Origin of the sequence: Sediminicoccus rosea, from assembly GCF_033547095.1 — a bacterium.
In the GTDB taxonomy this organism is placed as follows: domain Bacteria; phylum Pseudomonadota; class Alphaproteobacteria; order Acetobacterales; family Acetobacteraceae; genus Roseococcus; species Roseococcus rosea.
On record NZ_CP137852.1, the window covers coordinates 701,039 to 725,849 of the forward strand.

The 24,811-nt window shown below is 71.1% G+C and carries 20 protein-coding genes, 1 tRNA gene and 1 pseudogene; 10 read left to right on the forward strand and 12 right to left on the reverse strand.

All coding sequences use genetic code 11. The annotated features are described in order from the left end of the window. Nucleotides 1–2: 2 nt before the first annotated feature. Both R9Z33_RS03425 and R9Z33_RS03430 read right to left on the reverse strand, forming a co-directional pair. Nucleotides 3–1,253: an MFS transporter gene (locus R9Z33_RS03425; RefSeq protein WP_318649909.1), complete on the reverse strand. Its 1,251-nt coding sequence runs from the start codon at nucleotides 1,251–1,253 to the stop codon at nucleotides 3–5. Beyond that, nucleotides 1,250–5,881, reverse strand: coding sequence for an NAD-glutamate dehydrogenase domain-containing protein (locus R9Z33_RS03430; protein ID WP_318649910.1), 4,632 nt, complete (start codon nucleotides 5,879–5,881; stop codon nucleotides 1,250–1,252). Before R9Z33_RS03430 ends, R9Z33_RS03425 begins: the two co-directional genes overlap by 4 nt. Nucleotides 5,882–5,999: 118 nt before the next feature. Here R9Z33_RS03430 and R9Z33_RS03435 point away from each other — a divergent pair, with 118 nt between their 5' ends. Genes R9Z33_RS03435 through R9Z33_RS03450 form a run of 4 tightly spaced genes read left to right on the forward strand, consistent with a single transcriptional unit; the run spans nucleotide 6,000 to nucleotide 9,146 of the window. Continuing rightward, nucleotides 6,000–7,226 carry a cupin domain-containing protein gene (locus R9Z33_RS03435; protein WP_318649911.1) on the forward strand — a complete coding sequence of 409 codons (1,227 nt, stop codon included), beginning with the start codon at nucleotides 6,000–6,002 and terminating at the stop codon, nucleotides 7,224–7,226. Next, complete coding sequence (locus R9Z33_RS03440) at nucleotides 7,223–7,651, forward strand: OmpA family protein (protein ID WP_318649912.1); 429 nt, start codon at nucleotides 7,223–7,225, stop codon at nucleotides 7,649–7,651. The genes R9Z33_RS03435 and R9Z33_RS03440 overlap by 4 nt, the downstream gene beginning before the upstream one ends. After that, nucleotides 7,648–8,022, forward strand: coding sequence for a hypothetical protein (locus tag R9Z33_RS03445; RefSeq protein ID WP_318649913.1), 375 nt, complete (start codon nucleotides 7,648–7,650; stop codon nucleotides 8,020–8,022). The genes R9Z33_RS03440 and R9Z33_RS03445 overlap by 4 nt, the downstream gene beginning before the upstream one ends. Further along, nucleotides 8,019–9,146, forward strand: a complete 1,128-nt coding sequence (locus R9Z33_RS03450) for a hypothetical protein (RefSeq protein WP_318649914.1) — start codon at nucleotides 8,019–8,021, stop codon at nucleotides 9,144–9,146. Before R9Z33_RS03445 ends, R9Z33_RS03450 begins: the two co-directional genes overlap by 4 nt. Nucleotides 9,147–9,163: 17 nt before the next feature. Here R9Z33_RS03450 and R9Z33_RS03455 read toward each other — a convergent pair. From R9Z33_RS03455 to phnC, 6 genes and pseudogenes are all read right to left on the reverse strand, one after another. After that, nucleotides 9,164–9,246: transfer RNA gene (locus R9Z33_RS03455), tRNA-Leu, on the reverse strand. A 44-nt stretch (nucleotides 9,247–9,290) separates the two neighbouring features. Further along, nucleotides 9,291–10,133, reverse strand: coding sequence for a phosphonate ABC transporter, permease protein PhnE (gene phnE / locus R9Z33_RS03460; RefSeq protein ID WP_318649915.1), 843 nt, complete (start codon nucleotides 10,131–10,133; stop codon nucleotides 9,291–9,293). After that, nucleotides 10,130–11,005 (reverse strand): phosphonate ABC transporter, permease protein PhnE, encoded by an 876-nt coding sequence (phnE, locus tag R9Z33_RS03465; protein WP_318649916.1) that lies wholly within the window; start codon nucleotides 11,003–11,005, stop codon nucleotides 10,130–10,132. Before phnE (R9Z33_RS03465) ends, phnE (R9Z33_RS03460) begins: the two co-directional genes overlap by 4 nt. Beyond that, on the reverse strand, nucleotides 11,005–12,015 hold the full coding sequence (phnD, locus tag R9Z33_RS03470; protein WP_318649917.1) for a phosphate/phosphite/phosphonate ABC transporter substrate-binding protein: 1,011 nt from the start codon (nucleotides 12,013–12,015) through the stop codon (nucleotides 11,005–11,007). Before phnD (R9Z33_RS03470) ends, phnE (R9Z33_RS03465) begins: the two co-directional genes overlap by 1 nt. Before the next feature lie 64 nt (nucleotides 12,016–12,079). Further along, nucleotides 12,080–13,117 (reverse strand): annotated as a pseudogene (gene phnD, locus R9Z33_RS03475) (phosphate/phosphite/phosphonate ABC transporter substrate-binding protein). Nucleotides 13,118–13,142: 25 nt separating this feature from the next. Continuing rightward, a complete protein-coding gene (phnC, locus tag R9Z33_RS03480) occupies nucleotides 13,143–13,970 on the reverse strand; it encodes a phosphonate ABC transporter ATP-binding protein (RefSeq protein ID WP_318649918.1) in 828 nt (275 codons plus the stop codon). Between the two features lie 114 nt (nucleotides 13,971–14,084). On the opposite strand from phnC, the gene R9Z33_RS03485 reads away from it, so the two are divergent. The 5 genes from R9Z33_RS03485 to R9Z33_RS03505 all read left to right on the forward strand — a co-directional run bounded on the left by R9Z33_RS03485 (nucleotide 14,085) and on the right by R9Z33_RS03505 (nucleotide 19,363). After that, nucleotides 14,085–15,059: a Bug family tripartite tricarboxylate transporter substrate binding protein gene (locus R9Z33_RS03485; RefSeq protein WP_318649919.1), complete on the forward strand. Its 975-nt coding sequence runs from the start codon at nucleotides 14,085–14,087 to the stop codon at nucleotides 15,057–15,059. A gap of 2 nt (nucleotides 15,060–15,061) precedes the next feature. Continuing rightward, a complete protein-coding gene (locus R9Z33_RS03490; RefSeq protein WP_318649920.1) occupies nucleotides 15,062–15,325 on the forward strand; it encodes a hypothetical protein in 264 nt (87 codons plus the stop codon). An 81-nt stretch (nucleotides 15,326–15,406) separates the two neighbouring features. Then, a complete protein-coding gene (locus R9Z33_RS03495; protein ID WP_318649921.1) occupies nucleotides 15,407–17,032 on the forward strand; it encodes a long-chain-fatty-acid--CoA ligase in 1,626 nt (541 codons plus the stop codon). 137 nt (nucleotides 17,033–17,169) lie between these two features. After that, on the forward strand, nucleotides 17,170–18,780 hold the full coding sequence (locus tag R9Z33_RS03500) for an ABC transporter substrate-binding protein (RefSeq protein ID WP_318649922.1): 1,611 nt from the start codon (nucleotides 17,170–17,172) through the stop codon (nucleotides 18,778–18,780). A gap of 247 nt (nucleotides 18,781–19,027) precedes the next feature. Then, a complete protein-coding gene (locus R9Z33_RS03505; protein WP_318649923.1) occupies nucleotides 19,028–19,363 on the forward strand; it encodes an NIPSNAP family protein in 336 nt (111 codons plus the stop codon). Nucleotides 19,364–19,418: 55 nt separating this feature from the next. On the opposite strand, the gene R9Z33_RS03510 is transcribed toward R9Z33_RS03505, so the two are convergent. Next, the gene (locus R9Z33_RS03510; RefSeq protein WP_318649924.1) at nucleotides 19,419–20,186 is read right to left on the reverse strand and encodes a superoxide dismutase; all 768 of its coding nucleotides are present in this window, start codon (nucleotides 20,184–20,186) and stop codon (nucleotides 19,419–19,421) included. A 135-nt stretch (nucleotides 20,187–20,321) separates the two neighbouring features. Between R9Z33_RS03510 and R9Z33_RS03515 the strand changes: the two genes are divergently transcribed. Then, complete coding sequence (locus R9Z33_RS03515) at nucleotides 20,322–21,332, forward strand: enoyl-CoA hydratase/isomerase family protein (RefSeq protein WP_318649925.1); 1,011 nt, start codon at nucleotides 20,322–20,324, stop codon at nucleotides 21,330–21,332. A 14-nt stretch (nucleotides 21,333–21,346) separates the two neighbouring features. Here R9Z33_RS03515 and R9Z33_RS03520 read toward each other — a convergent pair whose 3' ends face one another. The 3 genes from R9Z33_RS03520 to R9Z33_RS03530 form a co-directional block, all read right to left on the reverse strand. Then, complete coding sequence (locus tag R9Z33_RS03520) at nucleotides 21,347–22,255, reverse strand: EamA family transporter (RefSeq protein WP_318649926.1); 909 nt, start codon at nucleotides 22,253–22,255, stop codon at nucleotides 21,347–21,349. Nucleotides 22,256–22,286: 31 nt separating this feature from the next. Continuing rightward, a complete protein-coding gene (locus R9Z33_RS03525; protein WP_318649927.1) occupies nucleotides 22,287–23,702 on the reverse strand; it encodes an amidohydrolase family protein in 1,416 nt (471 codons plus the stop codon). An 84-nt stretch (nucleotides 23,703–23,786) separates the two neighbouring features. Then, entirely contained in the window at nucleotides 23,787–24,788 is a 1,002-nt protein-coding gene (locus R9Z33_RS03530) for a Bug family tripartite tricarboxylate transporter substrate binding protein (RefSeq protein ID WP_318649928.1), read from the reverse strand. Nucleotides 24,789–24,811 lie beyond the last annotated feature (23 nt).

A 24,811-nucleotide genomic window follows, 5' to 3' on the forward strand; every position in this document is an offset into this window, starting at 1 on the left:
GTTCAGCCATCCCGCGCCCGCGGCAGCGTGGCGAGGATGGCGGCCCCCACGCCCAGCAGCAGCAGCACGACGGCCATCCCGGCGCGCTGGCTGTTCGTGACATCCGTCACCAGCGCCAGCGCGGCGGGGCCGAGGAAGCCCGTGGCGCGGCCGGAGAGGGCGAAGAGGCCGAAATAGGCGGCGATCTCGCCCGGTGGCGCCACCTGGGCCATCAGGCTGCGGCTCGCCGCCTGGGCAGGGCCGAAGAAGAGGCCGAGCAGCACGCCGAGCACCCAGAAGGCGGCCTTGCTCTCCACCAGCAGCATCCCGCCGCCGATCGCCATCAGCGCGACCAGAGCGGTGAGGATGGTGGCGCGGGCACCCAGCCGCTCCTCCACCCAGCCGCCCAGCGCCGCGCCGATGCCGCCCGTCACGTTCAGCGCGATGCCGAAGAGCAGGATCTCCTCGAACCCCATGCCGAAGACGCCCGCCGCGTAGATCGCGCCGAAGGCGAAGAGCACGTTCAGGCCATCCGTGTAGAACAGCCGCGCCAGCAGGAAGCGGCCGATCAGCTTCTGCTTCGGCAGGCCGCGCAGCAGGCGCAGCAGGTCGGCGATGCCCTCCGTCGCCGCCTGCCGCAGCGGCGTGCGCGGGCCCTGGGTGGAGGGCAGGAAGACCAGCACGGGCCAGGCGAAAAGCAGCAGCCAGGCCGCCACCAGCAGCGCCGTGGCCCGCACATGCTCGGCCGCGTCACGATCCAGCCCGAAGGGCGAGGGGTTGGGCTGCACCAGCAGCGCGAGGCAGAGCACGAGGCAGGCGAGGCCCCCCGCATAGCCCAACGCCCAGCCGATGCCCGACACGCGGCCCAGACGCTCGCGCGTCGTCGCATCGGGCAGCATGGCGTTGTAGAAGACGGTGCCCAGCTCGAAGCAGAGCGTGCCCAGCGCCACGCAGAGCAGCGCCCAGGCGGCGTAGCCGGGCTCGGGCTTCGCGAACCAGATCCCGGCGGTGAAGAAGGCCGTCAGCAGCGTGCAGAGCAGCAGCATCAGCCGCCGCCGCCCGCCCGCATCCGCGATGGCGCCGAGCAAGGGCGAGAGCAGCCCGATGGCAAGCCCCACCAGCGCCTGCATCCAGCCCCACATCACCTGCCCGGTCACCGGATCGGGCGCGATGCCCCGGGTGAAATAGGCGGCGATGACGAAGGTGGAGACCACCGTCGGGAAGGCGCTGTTGGCCCAGTCATAGCTCGCCCAGGCCCATTCGCGGCGCGTCACGCGCCCGCTGCCAGGGCACGCACCGCGACAGTGACGGCGGCGAGGTCGCCCTGCATCGCCGCATCCGCCAGCACGGGGCGCAGTGCCTCGGGCAGGGTGGCGCTGGCGCCGGCCAGGCGCTGCGCGGCGAGCCGGAACTGCGTGGCGCGGAGATCGGCCAGCAGCGCGGCCCGCGCGCGGTCGCCATAGGCGCCGGGGGCGGACATGCGTCGCGCCGCCTCGGCCAGCGCATCGAGCTGGCAGGCCGCGCCCACCTCGGCCCAGGCGCGCGCGGCGGCGGCGGCGCCGGCACCGCTCTGCGCCGCCAGCCGCACGATGGCAGGTGCCGCGGCGAGGCGCGGTGCGGCGGCCACGAAACGGCCCAGGCCCGCGGGCAGGGCCGGGTCCTCGGCCGCCTCGGCCATGGCCGCCTCGCTCAGCGCGGTGACGCCGATGGCGAGGTTCGCCATGGCAGGCTCCAGACCGGCGCGGGTGGCGGGCAGGAGTTCCACCGCCGCCGCCTCCAGCAGCTCGCGCAGCACGGCCTGCGCGGTGAGGCGCGGGCCGGGTGCTGCGGCCTCGGCCGCCTCGAAGCGCGCCTCCAGCCCGAAGAGCTCGGCCGCGAGCCAGGTCGCCGCCACCACCTCGGCCGGCTCGGCGCCGGCGACGAGCCGCGCGAGGCCCGCGCAGCCCAGGCGGTTCACCACCATGTTGGCGAGAGCGGTGGCGATCAGGTCCCGCCGCAGGCGGTGCCGCGCCATGAAGTCGGCGAAGCCCGGCGCCTGCAGGGCGGTCGGGAAATAGGCGGTGAGCAGCGGCGCGAAGACCGGCTCATCCGGCAGGGGCGAGGCGAGGATCACCTCGCCCAGCCAGAGCTTGGCGAAGGGCAGCAGCGCCACGATCTCGGGCCGCGTCAGCGCATCGCCCGACTTGGCGCGGGCCGCCATGGTGGCGGCGTCGGGCAGGCCGGCCTGGGCACGATCGAGCAGGCCTTCCGCCTCCAGCCGCGCCATCAGCGCGGCCTGGGCGGGCATCGCGGCGGCCCCCATCCGCGTCTCGAGCGTGACGGCGACGGATTGCAGGTGGTTGTCGCGCAGCACCAGGGCCGCGACCTCATCCGTCATGCTCTCCAGCAATTCGTCGCGCTGGCGGCGCGTCATGACGCCCGAGGCCTCGGCATCGGCGAGCAGGATCTTGATGTTCACCTCATGGTCGGAGGTGCTGACGCCGGCTGAATTGTCCAGCGCATCGGTGTTGATGCGCGCACCCGCGCGGGAGGCCTCGATGCGGCCCGCCTGCGTCACGCCGAGATTGGCGCCCTCGCCCACCACGCGGGCGCGGATGTCGCGGCCATCCACGCGGATCGCGTCATTGGCGCGGTCCCCCGCCTCGGCCTGGGTCTCGGTGCTGGCCTTCACATAGGTGCCGATGCCGCCGAAATAGAGCAGGTCCGTGTCGAGCTTCAGGATGGCCTGGAGCACGACCGCCGGTTCCGCGCGCTCGGCGGTGATGCCGAGCAGCGTGCGTGCTTGCGCGCTCAGCGGGATGGTCTTGAGGTTGCGCGCAAAGACGCCGCCACCTGCCGAGATGAGCGAGGCGTCGTAATCCGCCCAGGAGGAACGCGGCAGCGCGAAGAGGCGCGCGCGCTCGGCATGGCTGCGCGCCGGATCGGGATCGGGGTCGAGGAAGATGTGCCGGTGGTCGAAGGCGGCGACGAGCTTCGCCTGCTTCGAGATCAGCAGCCCGTTCCCGAACACGTCGCCCGACATGTCGCCCACGCCCGCGACCGTGAAGGGCGCGTCATGGATGGAGCGGCCCAGCGTCTCCACGAAATGCCGCTCGATCATCACCCAGGCGCCGCGCGCGGTGATGCCCATGGCCTTGTGGTCATAGCCGGCCGAGCCGCCGGAGGCGAAGGCATCGCCCAGCCAGAAGCCGTATTCGGCGGAGAGCCCGTTCGCGATGTCGCTGAAGGTGGCCGTGCCCTTGTCGGCCGCTGCCACGATATAGGGGTCGTCGCCGTCACGGCGGCGGATGCCGGGCGCGGTGACCACCTCCGTGCCGTGCAGATTGTCGGTCAGGTCGAGCATGCCGCGCACCAGCGTGCGATAGGCGGCGATGCCGGTGGCCTGGAAGCCCTCGCGATCCGTCGGCACATGGCCCTTCAGCACGAAGCCGCCCTTGGCGCCGGTCGGCACGATGACGACGTTCTTGAGGCGCTGCGCCTTCATCAGCCCCAGGATCTCGGTGCGGAAATCCTCCCGCCGGTCGGACCACCGAATGCCGCCGCGCGCCACGGGACCGGCGCGCAGGTGGCAGCCCTCCATGCTGGCGCTATGGACGAAGATCTCGCGCCAGGGGCGCGGATTGGGCATCTCGCCCGCCAGCGCGGAATCCAGCTTGAAGGCGAGGTAGGGCTTGCCCTGGTAGAAATTGGTGCGGAGCATGCCGTCCAGCAGCGCGCGCAGCCGCTGCAGGATGCGGTCCGTGTCGGGATCGGCCACCTGGTCGAGCAGGGTGGTCCAGGCGGCGTCCAGGGCGGCCTCATCGCCCGGCGAATCGGGGCGGAAGCGGGCGTGGAACAGATCCACCAGCAGGCGTGCCGCCTCGGGCTGGGCGGCCAGCGCGGCCGTCACGCTTTCCTGCGCGAAGGGGAAGCCCACCTGCTTCAGCCAGCGATACATGGCGCGCAGCAGCCAGCATTCCCGCCAGTCGAGGCCGGCGCGCAGCACCAGCCGGTTGAAGCCATCCGCCTCCACCTCGCCGGCGAGCAGGGCCTCGAGCGCGGCGAGCAGCGCCGCCGCGCGCTCGGCGCGGAAAGGGGTGCCGGCATCCAGCGTGAAGACATGCAGCGAGACGCTGGCCGCCCCCTGCGGCGAGAGGCGGTGCGGCACCTCCTCCAGCGCGCGCAGGTCGAGGCTCTCGAAGAGCGGCAGCGCATCGGCCAGGGCCAGCGCATGGCCGGGCACGGCGAGACGCAGGATGATGCGCTGCGGCGGGCAGCCGGGCGGCTGCTGCACCGCCGCCTCGATCCTCCCGCTGGCCAGGGCTTCCTCCGCCAGCGAGAGGTCCGCCACGGCCTGGCCGGGCGTCTCGGTCTCGCGGTAGCTGGGCGGGAAGGCATCGCGCCATTGCGCGAGGGCGGCGCCGGCCGCGGCCTCGCCGCGCTCCTCCACCAGCACGTCGGTCAGCCGGTCGCCGAAGCTGCGCGCGGCCTGGGCGACGGCGGCCTCCAGCGCGGCGTGGTCGGGGACCAGGGCGGTGCCGGGATCGGTGCCGATGATGTAGTGCACCCGCGCGAGCGGCGCATCGCCGAGCGCGATGTAGAAGGCCGAAAGCCGCCCGCCATGCGCGCGCGCCAGCATCTCGCCCACGCGCGAGCGCAGCCGCGTGTCGAAGCCCTCGCGCGGCAGCCAGGCGATGACGGAGACGAAGCGGCCGAACGGGTCGGGCCGGAAGAACAGCGCGGGCCGCGGGCGGATGGAGAGGTCGAGCGCGATGCGCGCCCCTTCCAGGATTTCCGCCTCGCTCGCCTGGAAGAGTTCGTCGCGCGGCCAGGTGTCGAGGATGTTGCGCAGCGCGCGGCCGTCATGGCTGTAGGGCGAGACGCCGGCGGTGGCGAGGATGCGCTCCACCTTGCCGCGCAGCAGCGGGATGGAGCGCGGGTTGCGGTTGTAGGCGGCGGCGGCGAAGAGGCCGAGGAAGAGGCGCACGCCGGTCACGCGGCCGGCCGGATCCTGAATGCGCGTCGCGATCACGTCGGCATGCTGCGGCCGGTGGACCGTGCTGCGCATGTTGGCCTTGGCGACGGTGACGGCATGCGGCGCCGCGAAGGCGGCGCGCGCGCGCTCGGGCAGGGCGGGGAGGGCGGCCAGCGCGTCGAAGACGGGCAGGGCAGGGTCCGCCAGCAGGCCGAGATTCTCGGCCTCCAGGACCCGGACCTCGCCGCCCTCGACCACCAGGTGGCGATGGCCGAGCAGGACGAAATTGTCCTCGCGCAGCCAGGCCAGGAACTCGCCGTCCTCCGCCTCGCCTTGCATCTCCGAATCGGCCTGGTTCAGCAGGGCCATCATGGCCGGGAAGTCGCGGACGGCGACGCCCACGTCATGCAGCGCGCGGGCGAGGGCGGCCTCCACCTCCGGCCAGCCGTGATGCGGCCCCTGGGGCTCCATCCCCGGCAGGAGATGCCCCGCGCTGGCGCCGATGGTGACGCGCATCATGCTCTCGCGCGCCTCGCCCTCGCCCAGGGCCAGCAGCGCGCCCGTGGCATCGCGCGTGACCGGCAGGACGGGGTGGAGGAACTCGCGCACCACGCGGCCCTGGCGCGTGAGGGCGGCGAGGACGGAATCCACCAGGAAGGGCATGTCCCCCACGATGATCTCGGCCACGCCATGCGCGCCCCGGCCCGAGCCGGGGGGCGTCAGGCGCAGCTTCGCCTCGCCGGGGGCGCGCCGGGCGGCCAGGGCGGCGAGGGAGGCGGCGGCCTCGCGCAGCGATTCGGGCGGGCGGGCGGCGAGTTCCGCGGTCGGGATGGCGGCGTGCAGCGCCGGCAGCAGGGCGGCGGCGGCGGGTGGCAGACCCTCGCGGGCGGCGCGCAGCACCTCCTCCCGCACGGAATCCGGCGACTGGCTCATCGGGGCTTCTGGCATGGCGTCCTTCCTTGAGGGGGCAGCTTCCGGCTTTCCGCCCCCCGGGCGCAAGCATGGCGTGCGGGGATCGGCCGCACGGGCGTGGCATGCCGCATCCGGTTGGGTTAGGTTTTCGCCCATGACAATGACGCTCGCCCAATTGCTCGCGCCCATGCCGGTCGAGCAGTTCTTCGCCGAATACCATGACCGGCAGCCCCTCCACCTGAAGGGCGACCCGGCGAAATTCGCCGCCGTCTTCTCCTGGCGGCAGATCAACCGGCTGCTGGACATGACGCATGCCTGGTCCAGCCACTCGCTCCAGCTCGTGCTGGACGGCAAGCCCATACCGGCCGAGCAATACTGCACCCGCGCCACGGGCCGCGATTCGAACACCCAGCTCATGCAGCCGGTGACCGAGCGCGTGCGCGAATGGGTGCAGAAGGGCGCCAGCATCGTGATGAACGATGTGGACAGCCTGACGCCCGGCCTCGCCTCCGTCAGCCACGCGATCGAGAGCGCGGGCCTGGGGAAGGCACAGGCCAATGTCTACATCTCCTGGCAGAGCCACAAGGCCTTCCCCGCCCATTACGACACGCATGACGTCTGGGCCGTGCAGGTGGAGGGCGAGAAATACTGGAACATCTGGGAGGGCCGGGCGGAATGGCCGATCAGCCATCCGCTCTGGCGCAGCCAGGACCAGGCGCATCACGAGCAGCACAAGGGCAAGCTGCGCGCGAAGATCCTGATGAAGCCGGGCGACCTGCTCTACCTGCCGCGGGGCTGGTATCACGACGCCTTGGCCGAGGCGCCGGCCAGCGTGCACGTGGCCTATGGCGCGCATGCGCCGAACGGGATGGATGTGATGAACATCCTGCTGGAGCGCGTGCTGTATGAGGCCGTCTTCCGCCAGCCCCTGCCGCGGCAGGATGGCAGCGCGGCCGCGAAATTCGCCCTGACGCAGCGCGCCGGGCAGTTGGGCGCGCGCGTCGCCGAACTCGCAAAGGACCCCAAGGTGATGGCGGTGCTGGAGCAATATGTGGCCGACTTCCGCTTCCACCGCGGCGGCAATGACCTGCTCGCCTGGCGCGGCATGGCCGCCCCCGCCGCGGGTGGCGAGGATGCGGGCGATGGCGGCGCCTTCCGCGTCATCCCGGGCGGCGCGCGCCCCGTGCGGCGTGGCGCCGAATGGGTGCTGAAGGCCGCGGCCGGAACGATGCCGCTGAACCCGGCCGAGGCCGAGGCGGCGCAATGGCTGCTCGCCCGCCCCGACATCACCGAGGCTGAGCTGAAGCGCGCCCATCCGGCGGTGGAGGCGGCCGCGCTGCTCGGCCGCCTGCGCGAGGCCGGGCTGCTGGCCGCCACATGATCCGCCTCCTCGCCATCCTCATGCTGGTTTCCTCCCCCGCGCTGGCCCAGCTGCGCGACTTCTCCTGCGTCGGCGCCGAGCAGCTGCAGGACGGCGCCCTCTCGGTGGATTTTGCCCGCGGGGCCGACCGGCTGACGCCGGAGGCCAGTGCCGCCCTCGTGCCGCTGGCCGAGGAAGCGAAGACGATGCTGGACCGCAACATCTGCGTGCTGGGCTTCGCCGCCTCGCCCGAAGGTGGCGCGCAGACGGCGAGCCGCCTGGCCGCCCGGCGGGCCCGCGCGGTGGCACAGCAGCTCTCGCAGCTCGGCATCGAGCGCGACCGCATCCGGGCCGAGGCACGCACGCGCGGCTTCACGACGGAGCGCGAGCGGCGGGGCGTGGACCGCCGCGCCGGGGCGCGCGTCATCCTGTTGCCGCCCGCATGAAGATCTGGCCCCTCCTGCTGCTCCTGGCCTTTCCCGCCGCAGCGCAATTCGCCCCTCCGGCGCCGCTCGCCCCGCCGTTCTACGACCTTGGCACGGTGACGCTCCGCAACGCGACGACCCTGCCCATCAGTCAGTTCTTTCTCTGGAATCAGGGCTTTACGGCGGAGGGCGAGGAACGGCTCGGTGGCCAGGCGTTGCCCGCTGGCGGCGGGCGCCAATTGACGCTGGGCATGGGGCAGTGCGGCGTCTCCCTGCGCGCCGTCTTTGCCGACGGCAGCGAGCAGAGGATCCGGCTGGTCCAGCTTTGCGGCGCGGGCGAGCTTGTGATCGAGGCAGGCACGCCCGTGACCGCCCGGGTCATTCCGCGATGACGCTTCCCCTGCGCCGCATGCTGCTGGTCTTCCTCCTGGCCGGCTCTCCCGTCTTCGCGCAGCCAGCCGACAAGCCCGCGCGGCCGCAGGCGCCTGCGGCGCAGGACAGGAACATCCTGCTGCGCAACAACTCGGAGAGCGTGCTGCGCGAGCTCTATCTCTGGAACGGCCCGCCGCGCGAAACCGGGCCGGACCGCCTGGGTGCCGATGTGGTCCGCCCCGGCGCCAGCTTCGCGCTGCGCCTCGGCCGTGGCCCCTGCCAGATGGAGATGCGCGCCGTCTTCGAGGATGGCAGCGCCGAGATGCGCAGCGGCGTGGAGGTCTGCACCCAGCGGGAACTGGTGCTGGATGACCGCAACACCCGCGCGGTCGAGGTGGTGAACAACACGGATGTGGAGCTGATGCAGCTCTTCCTCGCGCGCCCCGGCGTGGTGGGGCCGGACCGGCTGGGTGCCGCGACCGTGCCGGGCAGCGACAGCTTCAACCTCCGCCTGCGCGGCGAGACGGAATGCCGCTTCGAGGCGCGCGCCGTCTTCCGCGGCGCCCCGGCCGAGACGCGGCAGCAGGTGGACCTCTGCGCCAGCCCGCGCATCGTCTTCGGCGATGCCTCGGTGCCGCTGCGCGAGGTGACCGTGGCCAACCGCACGCGCCGCGTGCTGCGCGAACTCTACGCCACCACGGGCGAGGCCTGGGGCGCCGACCGGCTGGGTGCGACGGTGCTCAATCCCGGCCAGAGCTTCCTGCTGCGTATCCGGAACCCCGCTTGCCGCATGCGGCTGCGCGCCGTCTTCGCCGACAACCCGGTGGAGGAGCGCACGGAGGTGGATATCTGCGGGGGCGAGCCCATCGCTTTCGCCCCGGCGCGGCGCGTCACGCTGGTGCACGCGCATGGCCGCGCGGTGCGCGAGGTCTATCTCTCCGCCGTGCAGGACAGCGACTGGGGCGAGAACCAGCTGGGCGAGCGGCCCATGGCGTCCGGCGAGCGGCGCGAACTGATGAGCGACATCCCCTGCGAGGCCGACCTGCGGATCGTCTTCGACAATGGCAATGCGGAGGAGGCGCGGAACATCAATATCTGCACCCGCGCCGAGATCACGCTGCGGCCGGGCTGGGTGCTGGAATGACGGCCCGGGGAGAGGCTTGCGGGCGGCGGGGCTCGAACCCGCACGGCCTTGCGGCCGAGGGTTTTTAAGACCCTTCCGTCTACCATTCCGGCACGCCCGCGCGGCCCTTCTATGCCACGCGTTGCAACCTCGCTCCAGCCCGGTTCAGCGGGCGCCGATCAGCCGCCGGCGGAGCCGGCCCGAGAGCCAGTCGATGGCGGCCACCATCAGCACCATCAGGATGATGATGAAGGCCACCTCGTCCCAATGGCGGACGCGGATCCGCTCGGCGATCTGCAGCCCGATGCCGCCCGCGCCGACGACGCCGAGGATGGTGGCCGAGCGGGTGTTGCTCTCGAAGAAATAAAGCGCATGGCCCAGCATGACGGGCGCCACCTGCGGCAGCAGGCCGAAGCGCATGATCAGCGTGGGCGAGCCGCCGGCCGCGGCGATCCCCTCGGCCTGCTTCTTCTCGGCATTCTCGATCGCCTCGGCATAGAGCTTGGCCAGCACGGCGATGTCGGCCGTCGCGATGGCCAGCACGCCGGCGAGCGGGCCCAGCCCCACCGCGCGCACATAGGCCAGCGCCCAGATCAGCTGGTCCACCCCGCGGAAGCCGTCGAAGACGCGGCGCAGCGAGAAGCGGAACAGCGTGTTCGTGACGACGTTGTTGGCGCCGAGGAAACCGAGCGGGACGGCGATCAGGGCCGCGATGAAGGTGCCAAGGAAGGCCATGGCCAGGCTCTCGGCCAGGCCCTGCAGGATCTCCACCCATTGCTCGCCGGGCGAGGGCGGGATCATCAGCCGGGTGATGACGAGCAGCCCCTCCAGCCCGTTCCACATGCGCCGGGGCGAGACGTCGAACCACCAGAGCGTGCCGATCAGCCAGGCGAGGAAGGCAAGGCCACCCAGCCAGCGCAGCGCGCGGCCCTGGGGCGTGGGGCCGAAGGCGCGCGGCATGCGGGCCTGCCAGGCGGCGACCTCGGCGGGGGGCATGCGTGCGCTCATGCCACGGCCTCGATGACACGGCGGCGGAGACGTTCGGAGAGCATGTCGATCACCATCACCGAGAGGATGATGAGGAGCAGGATGGCGCTGATCTCCTCGTAGTAGTTGAAGGAGATCACCTTGTAGAGCTCCTCGCCGATGCCGCCCGCGCCGACGAAGCCGATGACGCTGGCGGAGCGCAGATTGATCTCGAAGCGCAGCATCGCGTAGCTGAGCAGGTCGGGCAGGGCGGCGGGCAGGAGGGCGAAGCGGCAGGCCTCGCTCCAGGTGCCGCCCGCGGCGCGCACGCCATCCCAGGGGCGCATCTCCACATTCTCCATTGCATCCGCGAAGAGCTTGCCGAGCGCGCCCGCCGTGTGGAGCGCGATGGCGAGGATGCCGGCCAGGGCGCCCACGCCGAAGGCCCAGACGAAGATGAGCGCGAAGACGATCTCCGGCACGGTGCGCGTCGCTTCCAGGAAGCGGCGGGACAGCTGGTAGGCCCAGGCCGGCGCCCCGCTGTTCTTGGCCGCCGGGAAGGCCAGCAGCAGTGCGACGACGGCGCCGGCCAGCGTGGCGAGTGCCGCCATCTGCGCCGTCTCGAAGAGCAGCAGCGCCCAGGCGTCCAGGCGGTAGAACCAGAAGGCGAGGCTGCCTTCGGTGTCCACGCCGGCGAAGAGCTTGTCCCACTCCAGCGCCGGCGTGATGCGGGCGAAGTATTCGCCGATGCGCGGCACGCCGGCGGCCAGCGAGGCGGGGTAGAACTCGCTGGTCCAGGCGGCGAGCAACAGGCAGGCGGCCAGGATCAGCAGGCCGAGCAGCGTGGCCTGGCGGCGCTGGCGGCGCAGGTCACGGAAGGCGGCCTCCTGCGCCGCGACGGCGGGCGAGGGCATCAGGAGCGCCGCCGCCGCGCGGCGGCTTCCTCGCGCCGCATCTCGACGAAGACCTCGTAGTCGGCATGGCGCACCTCGCGGAAGCCGGCGCCGGTGCCGCGGCCGATCTGTTCGAAGACGGCGGGATTGGCCTGGGGCAGGGCGAGGTAGAAGCGGATGATGTCCTCGCGGAATTCCGCAGGGAGGTCGGTGCGCATGGTGATGGGCCCGTTCTGGATGGGGCGCGATTGCCAGATGATCCGCACGTCGGACATGCGGAGCATGCCCTTCTCGACCATGGCGCGCGTGTTGCCGCGGCTGAATCCCTCGTTGATCTCGCCCACGCCGGAGGCCCAGGTCATCGCCGCGTCGTATTGCCGCTGCAGCATCGCGACCACCGCCTGCTCATGCCCGCCGCCGAAGCCGGTGCGGCCGAAGAACTGCCCCGGCTCCACGCCCACGCCGGCGCGCCGCAGCTCGAAGCGCGGGATGAGGTAGCCGGAGGCGGAGTTGGGATCCGCCCAGGCCAGGCTGCGGCCGCGCATCTGCTCGAGATTCGTGATGCCGCTGTCGGCGCGGACCAGCATGACGGAGACATAGCTGGTGGAGCCGTCGATCTGCTCGATGGTGAGGATCGGCTCCACGCCGCCATTCGTGTCGATCCAGGCGGCGGCGTAGATGGAGGGGCCGAGCGCGGCGAACTCGATCTGCCGGGCGGAGAGCGCCTGCATCACGCCCGCATAATCGCTGGCCGGCATGAGGCGGACGGGGACGCGGAAGGTCTCCTCCAGCAGACGGCGCAGGCCGTCGAAGCGGCCGAGGCGATCCGCCTCGTTCTCGCCGCCCATCAGGCCAACCCGGATGGCCGGCACCTGCTCGGCCCAGGCGCGGCGGCCTGGCTCGGGCATGGGGTGCGGACCCTCGGCCGAGCGGCGCGGGCGCCATGCGGGCCCGGGCTGGGCCTGCGCGGCGAGGGGCAGAAGGGCCGCGCCGCCGAGCAGGGCGCGACGATGCAGAGTACCACTGGTCATCACACACTCCATCGCGGAATCCGGCCGCACGGCGGCCGGCGCGCCCAGCGTCTGAGGGCGAGACTTAGGACCTTCTTCTCCGCTCGGCGGCTTCCTCGCGGCGCATGTCCACCAGGAACTGGAACTGCGCATGCGTCACCTCGCGATAGCCCGTGCCGCCGCCGCGCTCGATCTGCTGGTAGATCGTGGGGTGCGTCTTCGGCAGCGCGAGATGGAAGTTCACGATGTCGTCGCGGAAGGCGCGCGGCAGGTTGGTCCGCATGGTGATCGGGCCGTTGATGATGGGCTCGCTCTGCCAGATGATCCGCAGGTCGCGCATGTTCAGCATGCCCTTGTCCACCATCGCGCGCAGGTTGCCGCGGGTGAAGCCTTCATTCACGTCGCCCTGGCCCGAGGCCCAGGTCACGGCAGCGTCATACTGCCGCTGCAGCACGGCGACGACCGCCTGCTCATGCCCACCGCCGAAGCCGGTGCGCGCGAAATACTGCCCGCTCTCCACGCCGATGCCCTGCCGGCGCAGCGCGAAGCGCGGCACCAGGTAGCCCGAGGTGGAATTGGCATCGGCTCAGGCCAGGCTGCGGCCGCGCATCTGCTCGAGGTTGGTGATGCCGCTGTCGGCACGCGTCACCATGACCGCGATGTAGCTGATGGAGCCATCGCGCTCCTCCGCCACCAGCAGGGGCTCGACGCCGCCATTGGTGTCGATCCAGGTGCCGGCATAGACGGAGGGGCCCATGCTCGCGAACTCGATCTGCCCGGCGGAGAAGGCCTGGAGCACGCCGGCGTAGTCGCTGGCGGCGAAGAGGCGGACGGGGAGCTGGAAGGTCTCCTGCAGCAGGTTCTGGTAGGCGCCGAAGCGGCCCATGCGGTCGGCCTCGTTCTCGCCGCCCAGGAGGCCGATGCGGATCTGCGGCACCTGCGCGGCCCAGGCGCGGCGGCCGGGCTCGGGCATGGTCACGTCGGTGTCGAGCGTGCGGCGCATGCGCTGGCCTGCGGAGGCCTCGGGCGCCATGGTCGCGGGGGCGGCGCGCTGCGCGGCGGCCAGCTGCGGCGCGACGCTGGCGCCCAGCGCCAGCGCGCCGAGGTAGCGGCGGTTGATCATCGGTGGATCTCTCCTTGGGTGTGGGTCAGGCCAGCGCCACCTGCGGCACGAAGCCGGGGGCGGGCGTGGCGTTCACGGCGGCGGCGGCCTCGGCCTGGAACTCGGCCTCGGTGATGCCGTAGATCTGCGTGATGCGCGCGGCATCCAGTTCGGCGGGTGCGCCGTCGAAGACGACGCGGCCCTGCTGCATGGCGATAACGCGCGTGCAGTATTCGCGGGCGGTGTCGAGGTGATGCAGGTTCACCATCACCGTCAGCCCGTCGCGCCGGTTCACCTCGGCGAGCGCATCCATCACGGTGCGCGCATTGCGCGGATCCAGGCTTGCGATCGGCTCATCGGCCAGGATCAGGCGCGGCTGCTGCATCAGCGCCCGGCAGATGGCGACGCGCTGCTGCTGCCCGCCCGAGAGCGTGTCGGCGCGTTGCAGCGCGGTGGAGAGCAGGTCGAAGCGTTCGAGCGCGGCCAGCGCCATGGCGCGCTCCTCGGCCGAGAACTGACAGAAAAGCGAGCCCAGCCGCGCCATCACACCGTGGCGGTGGTTCAGCCGCCCGATCAGCACGTTGGTGAGCACGTCGAGGCGTTGCACCAGGTTGAACTGCTGGAAGATCATCGCGCAGCCGGTGCGCCAGTCGCGCAGGGCGCGGCCCTGCAGCGCCGTCACGTCGCGCCCCTCGAAGCGGATGCGGCCCTCGCTGGGCTCGGCCAGGCGGTTGATCAGGCGCAGCAGGGTGGACTTGCCCGCGCCGGAGCGGCCGATCACGCCCACCATCTGGCCCGCGGGCACGGTGAGGCTGACGCCGTCCACCGCCTTCACACGCCCGAAGCGCCGTGTCAGACCCTCGATCTCAAGCATGGCCTCATCCCATCTGCCGGGGCGCGGCTTAGTCGGTCTATGTTGCATCCAGATGACGCCTGGGCAAAGCAAATGTGACGCTCGCCCGAACCAAGAAGAACGGAGGATTTCCCCATGCCATCACGCCGCGCCGTGCTCGCCGCGCCCGCCCTCGTCACCGGCCTTGTCCCCCTCGCCGCCGCCGCGCAGGACGCCTTCCCGAGCCGTGCGCTCGCCGTCGCCTCCGGCTATGCGCCGGGCGGCGTCACGGATGTGACCAGCCGCGCCGTAGCCGAGCGCATGGCGCGCGAGCTGGGCGTGCCGGTGGTGATCGAGAATCGCGTGGGTGCGGCGACCGCGGTCGCCAACACGCATGTCGCGCAGGCGCGGCCCGATGGCTACACGCTGCTGATGGGCACCTCCACCCTCGCCATCAACCCGGCACTTCAGCCCAACCTCACGCCCCGCGAGCCGATGCGCGAACTGGTGCCCGTCGGCATGGTGTTCCGCACCGCCTTCGCGCTGCATGTGAACCCTGCCGTGCCGGCGCGCACGACGGAGGAGTTCATCGCCTATTGCCGTGCCAATCCCGGCCGCGTGAATTTCGGATCGAGCGGTACGGGGGCGGTGAACCACCTGGCCCAGGCGCTGCTGGTGGCGCGCACCGGCATCGACGTGGTGCATGTGCCCTTCCGCGGCGGTGCCCCCGCCCTGCTGGAGCTGCGCGCCGGCCGCATCCAGGCGATGTTCCAGGCCCTGCTGGAGGCCCTGCCCACCATGCGCGAGGGCAGCACGCGCGGCCTCGGCATCTCCTCGCGCGAGCGCAATGCCCTGGTGCCCGACCTGCCGCCGGTGGCCGATGCCGTACCGGGCTTCGAGGCGGTGTTCTGGCAGGCCCTGTTTGCGCCCGCCGGCACGCCGGCGCCGGTGCTGGCGCGGCTCGGCGCCGCTTTGCGCGCGGCCACCGAAGATGCGACCCTGAGGTCCCGCATGGCCGAGCAGGGGGTGGACATCGTCACCGGCGATGCGGCATCCGTGCGCGACCTGCTGGCGCGGGAGACCACCATGTGGGGCGAACTGATCCGCAGCGCCAATATTCGACCGGAGTGATGATGATGCGCGTTCTCCCGCTCGGCCTGCTGCTTCTGCTCGGCGCCTGCGGCTCGGTGGACACCTCGCCCGGTTCGTCCGGCGTGCCGGACATGCCCTTCGGCCCGCCGAGCTTCCAGCGCGGCTACCAGACCACCTCGGGCCAGATCGTGCTGGACCGCGAGCTGACGCCGAACGACCCGCGCCGCTTCGACCTTCCGCCCTCCAACAATCCGCGCCCCTTCGCCCCGCCCCCGGCGGGGGACCCGCGCCGCCTGGGCTGGTAGCCCCGGTCGCACCCGCGCCATGGACGGCGCGGGCCGGCTTGCGCCAGGATGCCTCCCAAGAAACCACCAGGGAGGATCACCATGCTCGGCCTGATGCAGGAGCACCCGCTCCTCGTCTCCTCGATCCTGCGCCATGCGGCGCGGCACCATGCCGGGGCGAAGATCGTCTCGGTGGACCCCGAGGGCGCCGCCACGCGCGGCACCTGGCCGGAGGTGGAGCACGGCGCCAAGCGCCTGGCCCAGGCGCTGGCGCGGCTCGGCGTGCGGCGCGGCGACCGCGTGGCGACGATGAGCTGGAATTCCCGCGCGCATCTGGAAGTGTATTACGCCGTCTCCGGCATGGGCGCCGTGCTGCACACGGTGAACCCGCGGCTCTTCGCCGACCAGATCGCCTATATCCTCGCCGATGCCGAGGATGTGGTGCTCTTCGTGGACCCCTCGGTGCTGCCGGCGGTGCAGGCGGTGGCGAACCTCCTGCCGCCCTCGCTGCGCGCGGTCGTGCTGATGGGCCCGGCGCCCAGGCCCGACCTGCCGGTGCCGGTGCTGGACCAGGCGGCGCTGACCGCGGCCGAGGATGGCGACTATGCCTGGCCCCTGCTGGAGGAGCGCGCGGCCTCCTCGCTCTGCTACACCTCGGGCACCACGGGCATGCCCAAGGGCGTGCTCTATTCCCACCGCTCGACGGTGCTGCACGCCATGTCGGCCATCCAGCCCGATGTCTTCGCGCTGGCGGCGCGCGATGTCGCGATGCCGGTGGTGCCGATGTTCCATGTGAACGCCTGGTCCATCCCCTATGCCTCGGCCATGGCGGGCTCCTCCCTCGTGCTGCCGGGCCCGAAGCTCGACCCGGCCAGCCTGTTCAAGCTCTTCGAGGAGGAGCAGGTCACCTTCTCGGCCGGCGTGCCCACCATCTGGACCATGCTGCTGGCCTGGCTGCGCGCCGACCCCGCGCGGAAATTCACCGCGCCGCCGCGGCTCGTCGTGGGCGGCACGGCGCTGCCGGTCGCCATCACGGCGGGCTTCCTGCGCGAATACGGGATCCCCATCCTGCACGCCTGGGGCATGACGGAGCTGAGCCCGTTGGGCGCGCTCAATTCCCGCAAGGCCGAGACGGCGGATTGGGACGAGGCGCGCTGGCTCGACTACAGCCGCAAGCAGGGCCGCCCGCCCTTCGGCGTGGATTTCCGCATCCTCGATGCGCAGGGTCAGCCCATCGCGCGGGACGAGGTGGCCTTCGGCGAGCTGGAGGTGCAGGGCCACTGGGTCGCCGCCAGCTACTTCAACCACCCCAATGACCCCGCCTTCAGCGCCGATGGCTGGTTCTCGACCGGCGATGTGGTGACGGAGGATGCGCTGGGCGCCGTCGAGATCGTGGACCGCGCGAAGGATGTCATCAAATCCGGCGGCGAATGGATCAGCTCCATCACGCTGGAGAACCTGGCCCTCGCCCACCCGGATGTCGCGCTGGCGGCGGCCATCGGCGTGCACCACCCGAAATGGGATGAGCGCCCGCTGCTGCTGGTGGTGAAGAAGCCAGGCACCAGCCCTACGCCGGAGAGCATCCTGGCCGTGCTGGAGGGCAAGATCGCCAAATGGTGGATGCCCGACCGGGTGGAATTCGTGGAGACCCTGCCGATGACCGCGACCGGCAAGCTCTGGAAGGCGGAGCTGAAGCGCCAGTTCAAGGATTACCGGCTGGAGGGGTGATGGCCCCGCTTCCAGGGCAGGTTGCCGCTTTTCTGCCCAGGCGGCGGCACCCTGGGGGCGGAACGGCCGCGGAATTCCCCTTGCACGGCGTGGCTGCCGCTGGTCGCATGCGCCGTCCAAAAACCAGGAGGGGCTTCATGAGATTCACGCTCAAGGCCATGGGGCTCGGCATCGCCGCGACCCTCATGGCGCTTCCCGCCGTCGCGCAGCAGGCGCCGCTGAAGACGCTGCGCATCGCCATGACCGCGGCCGATGTGCCGACCACGACGGGCATGCCGAATAACGGCTTCGAGGGCATGCGCTTCCTCGGCTACCCGGTCTTCGAAGGGCTCGTCCTCTGGGATCTCTCGCGCGCCGACCGGCCCGCCGGGCTGCGCCCCGGCCTCGCGGAATCCTGGCGCCAGGACCCCAATGACCCGCAGACCTGGCTCTTCACGCTGCGCGAGGGCGTGCGCTTCCATGACGGCACGCCGTTCAACGCCGATGCGGTGATCTGGAACCTCGAGCGCTACTTCAACAACCAGTCGCCGCAATTCGAGGCGCAGGGAAGCGCCATCACGCGCGCGCGCATCCCCATCATGGAGAGCTACCGCAAGGTGGATGAGCGGACGATCGCCTTCCGCACCAACCGCGTCGCCTCCTACTTCCCCTACATGGCGGTCTATATCCTCTTCACCTCGCCGAAGAGCTTCGAGGATGGTGGGCGCGACTGGGCGCGCGTGGCGGCCCTGCCGCCGGCCGGCACCGGACCCTTCCGCCTGAGCCGCTTCGTGCCCCGCACCTCGGCCGAGCTGTCCAAGAATGACCAGTATTGGGATCGCACGCGCATCCCGCGCCTCGACCGCGTGCTGCTGCTGCCCATGCCGGAAGCCACCACGCGCCTCGCCGCCCTCCGTTCGGGCCAGGTGGACTGGATCGAGGTGCCGCCGCCGGACGCCATCCCCTCGCTGCGGCAGGCGGGTTTCAACATCACCACGGGCAGTTACCCGCATGTCTGGCCCTGGTTCTTCCAGATGGGCGGCGAGACGCCCTTCCGGGATGTTCGCGTCCGCCAGGGGCTGAACTACTGCGTGGACCGCGCGGGGCTGGTGCAGCTGTTGAACGGCACGGCCGAGCCCTCGGTCGGCTGGCTCAAGCCCAATGACCCGAATTTCGGCACGCCGCAGAACCGGTACAGCTTCGACCCCGCGCGCGGCCGCGCTTTGCTGGCCGAGGCCGGCTTCAACGCGCAGCGCCCGCTGAGCTTCAAGGTGATGATCTCCACCTCGGGCTCGGGCCAGATGCTGCCGCTGCCGATGAACGAGTTCCTGCAGCAGAACCTGCGCCAGGCCTGCGGGGTGAACGTCACCTTCGAGGTGACGGAGTGGAACACGCTGCTGCAGGCGACGCGCAGCTCGCCGGGTGCACCGGTGCTGGCGGGTTCGCTGGCACTCAACCCCTCCTCGCCCTCGAGCGACCCGAGCGTGATGGCCCGCTACTTCCTGCAGGCCTTCGTGCCGCCCAACGGCTTCAACTGGCCGCAGTTCAATGACCCCGAGTTCGAGACGGCCTTCGCCGCACTCGAGCGCGCGACGAATGAGAGCGAGTTCAACGCGGCCTATGCGCGGGCGCATACGCGCCTCGTGGACAACCCGCCCTGGCTCTACATCGTGCACGACCTGAATCCGCGCGCGATGCACCGCCGGGTGCGGGGCTTCACCAGCGCGCAATCCTGGTTCCAGGACCTCGTTCCGGTGGATATCCAGTAGTTCCCCGCGAAATCGCTTCGCGCTTGCGCGGGGACCCCGTCTTTCATCCCCACGAAATCGTGCGCGCCTTCGTGGGGGCCCAGGGTTGGCGCTGAGCGTGTGAGTTGGGTTCATCTCCCGGTGGCGAAGCCACCGGAAGGCTCCGGGGGGCGGATCGCGCGGGCGGGCCGCCCCTCTTGCGTTGGGGGTGCTATGCCCCTTCGTGGATTTCGCGGATCATGCGGCGTTCTCGCTGGAGGAAATCGCGATGATCGTTGACCTGCGCATCTACACCTGCCTGCCGAACCGCATGGCGGATTTCGTGAAGCTCTATGAGGAAAAGGCCTGGCCGCTCCAGCTCAAATATCTGGAGAACTGCCTGGGCTGGTACACCACCATCGAGGGCGAGCTGAACACCGTCGTCCATCTCTGGGGCTACAAGGACCAGGGCGATCGCGAGCAGCGCCGCGCGGCGATGGCGGCGGACCCGGCCTGGGGCGCCTATCTCAAGGCGGCGGCCGAGGGCGGCATGCTGATCAAGATGGAAAACCGCATCGTGAAGGAAGCGCCGCACTTCACGGCCTTCAAGGCGAAGAAGGGCTGACCTGCCCTTCCGGCCCGCTGCAAGGCGAGGGGGGCCAAGGCCCCCCTCGTCATTTTCAGACCCGCAGCGTGCCGGCCATCGCGGCACCGTAGCGCGCTGCGATCTTGTCCCAGTTGAGGATGTTCCACCAGCTCGAGACATACTCGTTCCGGCGGTTCTGGTAGCGCAGGTAATAGGCGTGCTCCCACACGTCATTGCCCATCAGCACGCGCTGGCCGTCCATCAGCGGGCTGTCCTGGTTGGGCCGGGTGGCGATGGCGAGCTGGCCCGAAGGCGTAACCGTCACGAAGGCCCAGCCCGAGCCGAAGACGCCCATGCTGGCGGTGTTGAAGCGGTTGCGGAACTCCGTCATCCCGCCCAGGTCACGGTTGATGGCGGCCAGCAGGTCGCCCGTCGGCTCGCCGCCGCGGCCGCCCATGATCTCCCAGAACATGGTGTGGTTGGCATGGCCGCCGCCATTGTTGCGGATGGCGCCGCGCACCGCATCCGGCACGCGGGAGAGATTCATCAGCAGCTCGTCCAGCTGCATGGCGGCGAAGGCGTCCTGCCCCACCAGCGCGCGGTTCAGGTTGGCTACCTGCGCGCCATGGTGGAAGCGCCAGTGCAGCTCCATCGTGCGCGCATCGATGGCGGCCTCGTTGGCGTCGAAGGCATAGGGCAGGGGCGCCAGGGTGAAGGGGCCAGTGGGGGCTGCTGCGGGGGCTGCTGCGGGGGCTGCTGCGGGTGCGGCGGCGGGTGCCTGGGCCTGGGCCCGGCCGGCCAGCGAAGCCAGGCCAAGGGCGGCGGCGCCCAGCATCAGGCCGCGGCGGTGAATGAATGCCATGGATTTTCCTCCTCGGGGGGTGACCGGCACAACCTGATGGCATGGCACGGGTTCCGCAAGGTTTTCGGCACACGGGCTGCTGGACAGGCCCGCCCCCCCGCGCTACCGCCGAAGCAGCATGAGTGAGGAAGCAACATGACCGAAGCGAGCCTGATCCTGAACCGCGAGGGCCATGCCGGCACCATCCTGATGAACCGCCCCAAGTCGCTGAACGCGCTGGATATCGGCATGATCCGGGATTTCGCCGCCGCCATCGCGCAATGGAAGGATGACGCAGCCGTGAAGCTCGTTCTGCTGGAAGGCGCCGGCGGGCGGGCCTTCTGCGCCGGCGGCGACGTGCGGGCCGTGCGGGCCGCCGCCGTCGCGGGGGACCGCGCGCCTGTCGAGGCCTTCTTCACCGAGGAATATGCGGTGAACGAGGGCATCGCCCTCTTCCCCAAGCCCTGGGTCTCGCTGATTGATGGCGTCTGCATGGGGGGCGGCATCGGCCTTGCCATCCACAACGGCCCGCGCGTGGTGAGCGAGCATGCGCTGCTGGCGATGCCCGAGACGGCCATCGCGCTCTTCCCCGATGTCGGCACCAGCCACATCCTGCCCCGCCTGCCGGGCAAGCTCGGCACCTGGCTGGCGCTGACCGGCGCGCGGCTTTCCGGCGCGGATTGCGTGCATGCGGGCCTCGCCACCCATTACGTGCTGCGGGAGAACTTCGCGGCGCTGCGGGCCGCGCTGGTCGAGACCGGCGATGCCGGCGTGATCGGGCGCTTCGCCGCCCCGCTGCCCGAGGCGAGCTTCGCGCCGCACCGCGCGCTAATCGATCATGCCTTCGCGCAGGACAGCGTGCTCGGCATCATCGCCGCGCTGGAGAAGGCGGGCGGTGAATGGGCCGAGGCGCAGGTGAAGGTCCTGCGCCGCATGTCGCCCACCAGCCTTAGCGTTTCGCTCGAATTGCTGAAGCGCGGTGCGGGCATGAACCTGCGCCAGTGCCTGGATGAGGAGCTGAAGCTCACCCGCACCGTCGTGCATGACCACCCGGATTTCCGCGAGGGCGTGCGCAGCGTGCTGGTGGACAAGGACGGCAAGCCCGCCTGGACGCCTGCCAGGCTGGAAGAGGTGGACCGCGCCGCGGTGCTGAAGCTCTTCGCCTAGCGGCCGCGCCGCAACTATAGACTGCCGGCGAGCACCAGCACCACGCCGGCCACGACCGTCAGCGCGCCGGTCACGTCCTTTGCCTTCAGCTTCTCGCCCAGGAAGAAGCGGCTGAAGAGCAGGGTGAAGATGATCTCCACCTGGCCCACGGCGCGCACCAGCGCCACCGGGGCCAGGGCGAAACCGATGAACCAGCAGCAGGACCCCGCCGCCGAGAGCGCGCCCACCTGCGCCGAGCTGCGCCAGGAGCGAAACACCGCCATCACCTGCGCGGGCTCGCGCAGCAGCAGCCATCCGCCCTGCATGCAGGTCTGCATGGTGTTGGTGACGACGACGGAGAACAGCGCCTTCAGCACCGGGTCCGTCCCCTCCAGCTCGAAATTCGCCTTGCGCACGCAGATGGCGGTGAAGGCGAAGCAGAAGCCCGCGCCGATGCCGCAGAGCGCCGCCGGCTGCAGCGTGGCGCGCAGGATGTCGGGCAGGCGCAGCCCCTTGCCGGCCAGCGAGAGATACATCACGCCGAAGACGCTGATGCCGATGCCCACCCAGGAGAGCGGCGGCAGCACCTCGCCCAGCAGGATGACGGCGATGATGGAGGCCTGCACCGCCTCGGTCTTGGCATAGGCGGTGCCGACCGCGAAGCCGCGCGGCCCGAAGGAGGAGATCAGCAGGTTTGTGCCGAAGATCTGCGTGATGCCGGCCAGCGCGCAGAGCAGGAAGAAGTATGCGCTGGGCGCGCCGAAGCTGCTGCCCATCAGCAGCCAGTAGCCGCCGAGGATCATCAGCCCGAAGGGCACGCCGTAGAGGTAGCGCACGACAGCCGCGCCGTTCAGCGACAATTGCCCGCGCAGGCGCTGTTGCAGGGCGGTGCGCCAGGTCTGGAACAGCGCGGCGGTGACGGTGATGGCGACCCAGAGCGGCAAGCGCGGAACCTCTCGTTCGGCGCAAGCTTACCTAACGCCGCGTGCGCCGCCAGCCCGGGTCCTCGACGGTGAGATGCGCGAGGCCGGAGCGATCGAGCATCTGCACCGTCTCCGCCTCGGCCGCGGCCAGGATCTCCGCCTCGTCCAGGTGGGTGAGGCGCCGGCCCTCCATCAGCAATTCGCCGCCGACGACCACGTCCCGCACATCGGTGGCCGTCGCGTAGCAGACCACGCGCCAGACCGGCATGTTGCCCGGCGCCATGTGCGGCGCGGTGAGGTCGACCGTGATGAGGTCGGCCCGCTTGCCCTCTTCCAGGCTGCCGATCTCGCGCTGCATGCCCAGCGCGGCGGCGGCGTCGATCGTGATCATCTCCAGCGCGCGGCCGGGCGGGATCAGGCTGTCGTCGCGCGCGGCGCGCTGGGCGTAGCGCATCGCCTCGAAGGCATGGCGGAACATGTCGCCGCTGCGGTCGGGCGCCGTGCCGTCGCTCGCGATGGCGACGTTCACGCCGGCGTCGAGCAGCTTCACCACCGGGCAGAAGCCGCGCACGGCGGCCACCGCCATGGGGTTGTGGATGACATGCGCGCCGGTCCGCGCCAGCGTCGCGATGTCCTCGTCGGAGAGGTCGGTGCAGTGGGAGAGGAAGGCGTCCGGCCCGAGCAGGCCGAACATCTGGTCGGCCATCACGATGCTGTGGGTGCGATGGCCATCTTGGTGGAAGCGCGCCTTGAAGCGCGCGCCCAACTCGCGCACGGCCCGGCCCTGGGCCTTGATCTCGGCGACCTTCGCCGCGTCGTGCGTCGCCTCGCGATAGACGGGCATGAAGGTGCACAGCCGCATGCGGCCGCGGTCATGCACGCGCTCGAACAGCAACCCCATCGTCTCCAGCATGTCCTCGAAGCGGATGGCGCGCGTGCTGCCATCCTCCATCACGAAGTCATGCGGGAAGGGTGGGCGGCGGGGGCCGACCGCCATGATGTCGCGGATACCGATCTCGGCGATGGCGCGCGCCCGCGCCTCGCCGGCGGCGGGCGTGTCCAGGCGCATGATGCAGTCCCCGCCGCCCAGCACGGAGACGCCGGTGGTGACGCCGGCCTTCAGCCGCTCCAGCCCCGCGAGCCGCGCCTCGGCGAACCAGAAGGAGGCGGGCGAGGCGCTGCTGTAGATGACGCGGCAGGCCTCGCTCCAGGCGGCGCTGTCGCCATTGCCCATGGTCTTCACCAGGCCGTGCCCGGCATGGGCGTGGGTGTCCACCAGGCCGGGCAGCACCGCCTTGCCGCGCGCATCCAGAACCCGCGCCGGGTCGGGGAAGCGGGCCGCGATCTCGGCCGCGCTCCCCACGCCCATGATGCGCCCGCCGCGGAGCGCCACCGCGCCATCGGGGATGACGCGGCGCTCGGCGTCGAGCGTGATGACGACGCCGCCGGTCACGATCAGGTCGGTCATGCGCGGTCACTCCCCTCTGGATACTGGTCCGTCATACCGGCCGGAGCGGCCCCCGGGCAGGGGTGCCGGGATCCGCGCCGCGGATCAGGAGACGTCGATCTGAAGGCCTTCGCGCTGGATCACGCCGCGCCACTTGGTGATTTCCCCCTGCACGAAGGCGGCGAAATCCTCCGGGCTGCCCGGCATGGGCACGCCGCCCATCTGGGCGAAGCGAGCCTTGGTCTCCTCGGTGCCGAGCAGCGCGTTGATCTCCGCATTCAGCGTCCGCAAGGCGGCGGCGGGGATGCCCGCGGCGGCGAACATGCCGAACCAGGTGCTGACATCGTAATTCGCGAGCTCCGGCATGGTCTCGCGAAGCGCCGGCAGCTCCGGCATCTGGGCGCTGCGGTCGGCGCTGGTGACCGCCAGCGCCCGCACCTGGCCGGAGCGGATCTGCTGGACGGAGGTGGTGAGGTTGTCGAAGCTGAACTGGATGTTGCCCGCGATGAGGTCGATCATCAGCGGGCCGGCGCCGCGGAAGGGCACATGTGTCGCCTCGGTGCCGGTCAACTGGTTGAACCAGACGCCCGAGAGGTGAGGCGACTGCCCGACGCCGGAGGAGCCATAGGCCAGGCGGCCCGGATTGCGCTTCAGATGCGCCACGAATTCAGGAACGGTGGTGGCCGGGATGCTCGGATGCAGCAGCAGCACATTGGGCCCGCGGATCATGTTGCCCACGGGCTGCAGCTGCTCGGGCCGGTATTGCAGGTTGCGGAACAGCGAATAGGCGATGCTCTGCGGGCCGATATTGCCCGAGAGCAGCACATGCCCATCGGCCGGCGCGCGGAGCATTTCCAGCGTGCCGATGGTGCCGCCGCCGCCGGAGCGGTTCTCCACGACCACATTGGAGCCGAAGCGCGCCTGGAGATGCGGCGCCAGGATGCGGGCCATGATGTCCGTCGTGCCCGCGGGGGCGGCGGGCACGATGATGCGCATGGGCTGGGTCGGGCGCCACTCGGCCTGGGCCAAGGCGGGGGTGGCCAGGGTGGGTGCGGCGAGCGCGGCGCCCGGCAGGGCCAGCGCGGTGCGGCGGGTGATCAGGGACATGGGCGGCCTCCGGTTTTCTTTGC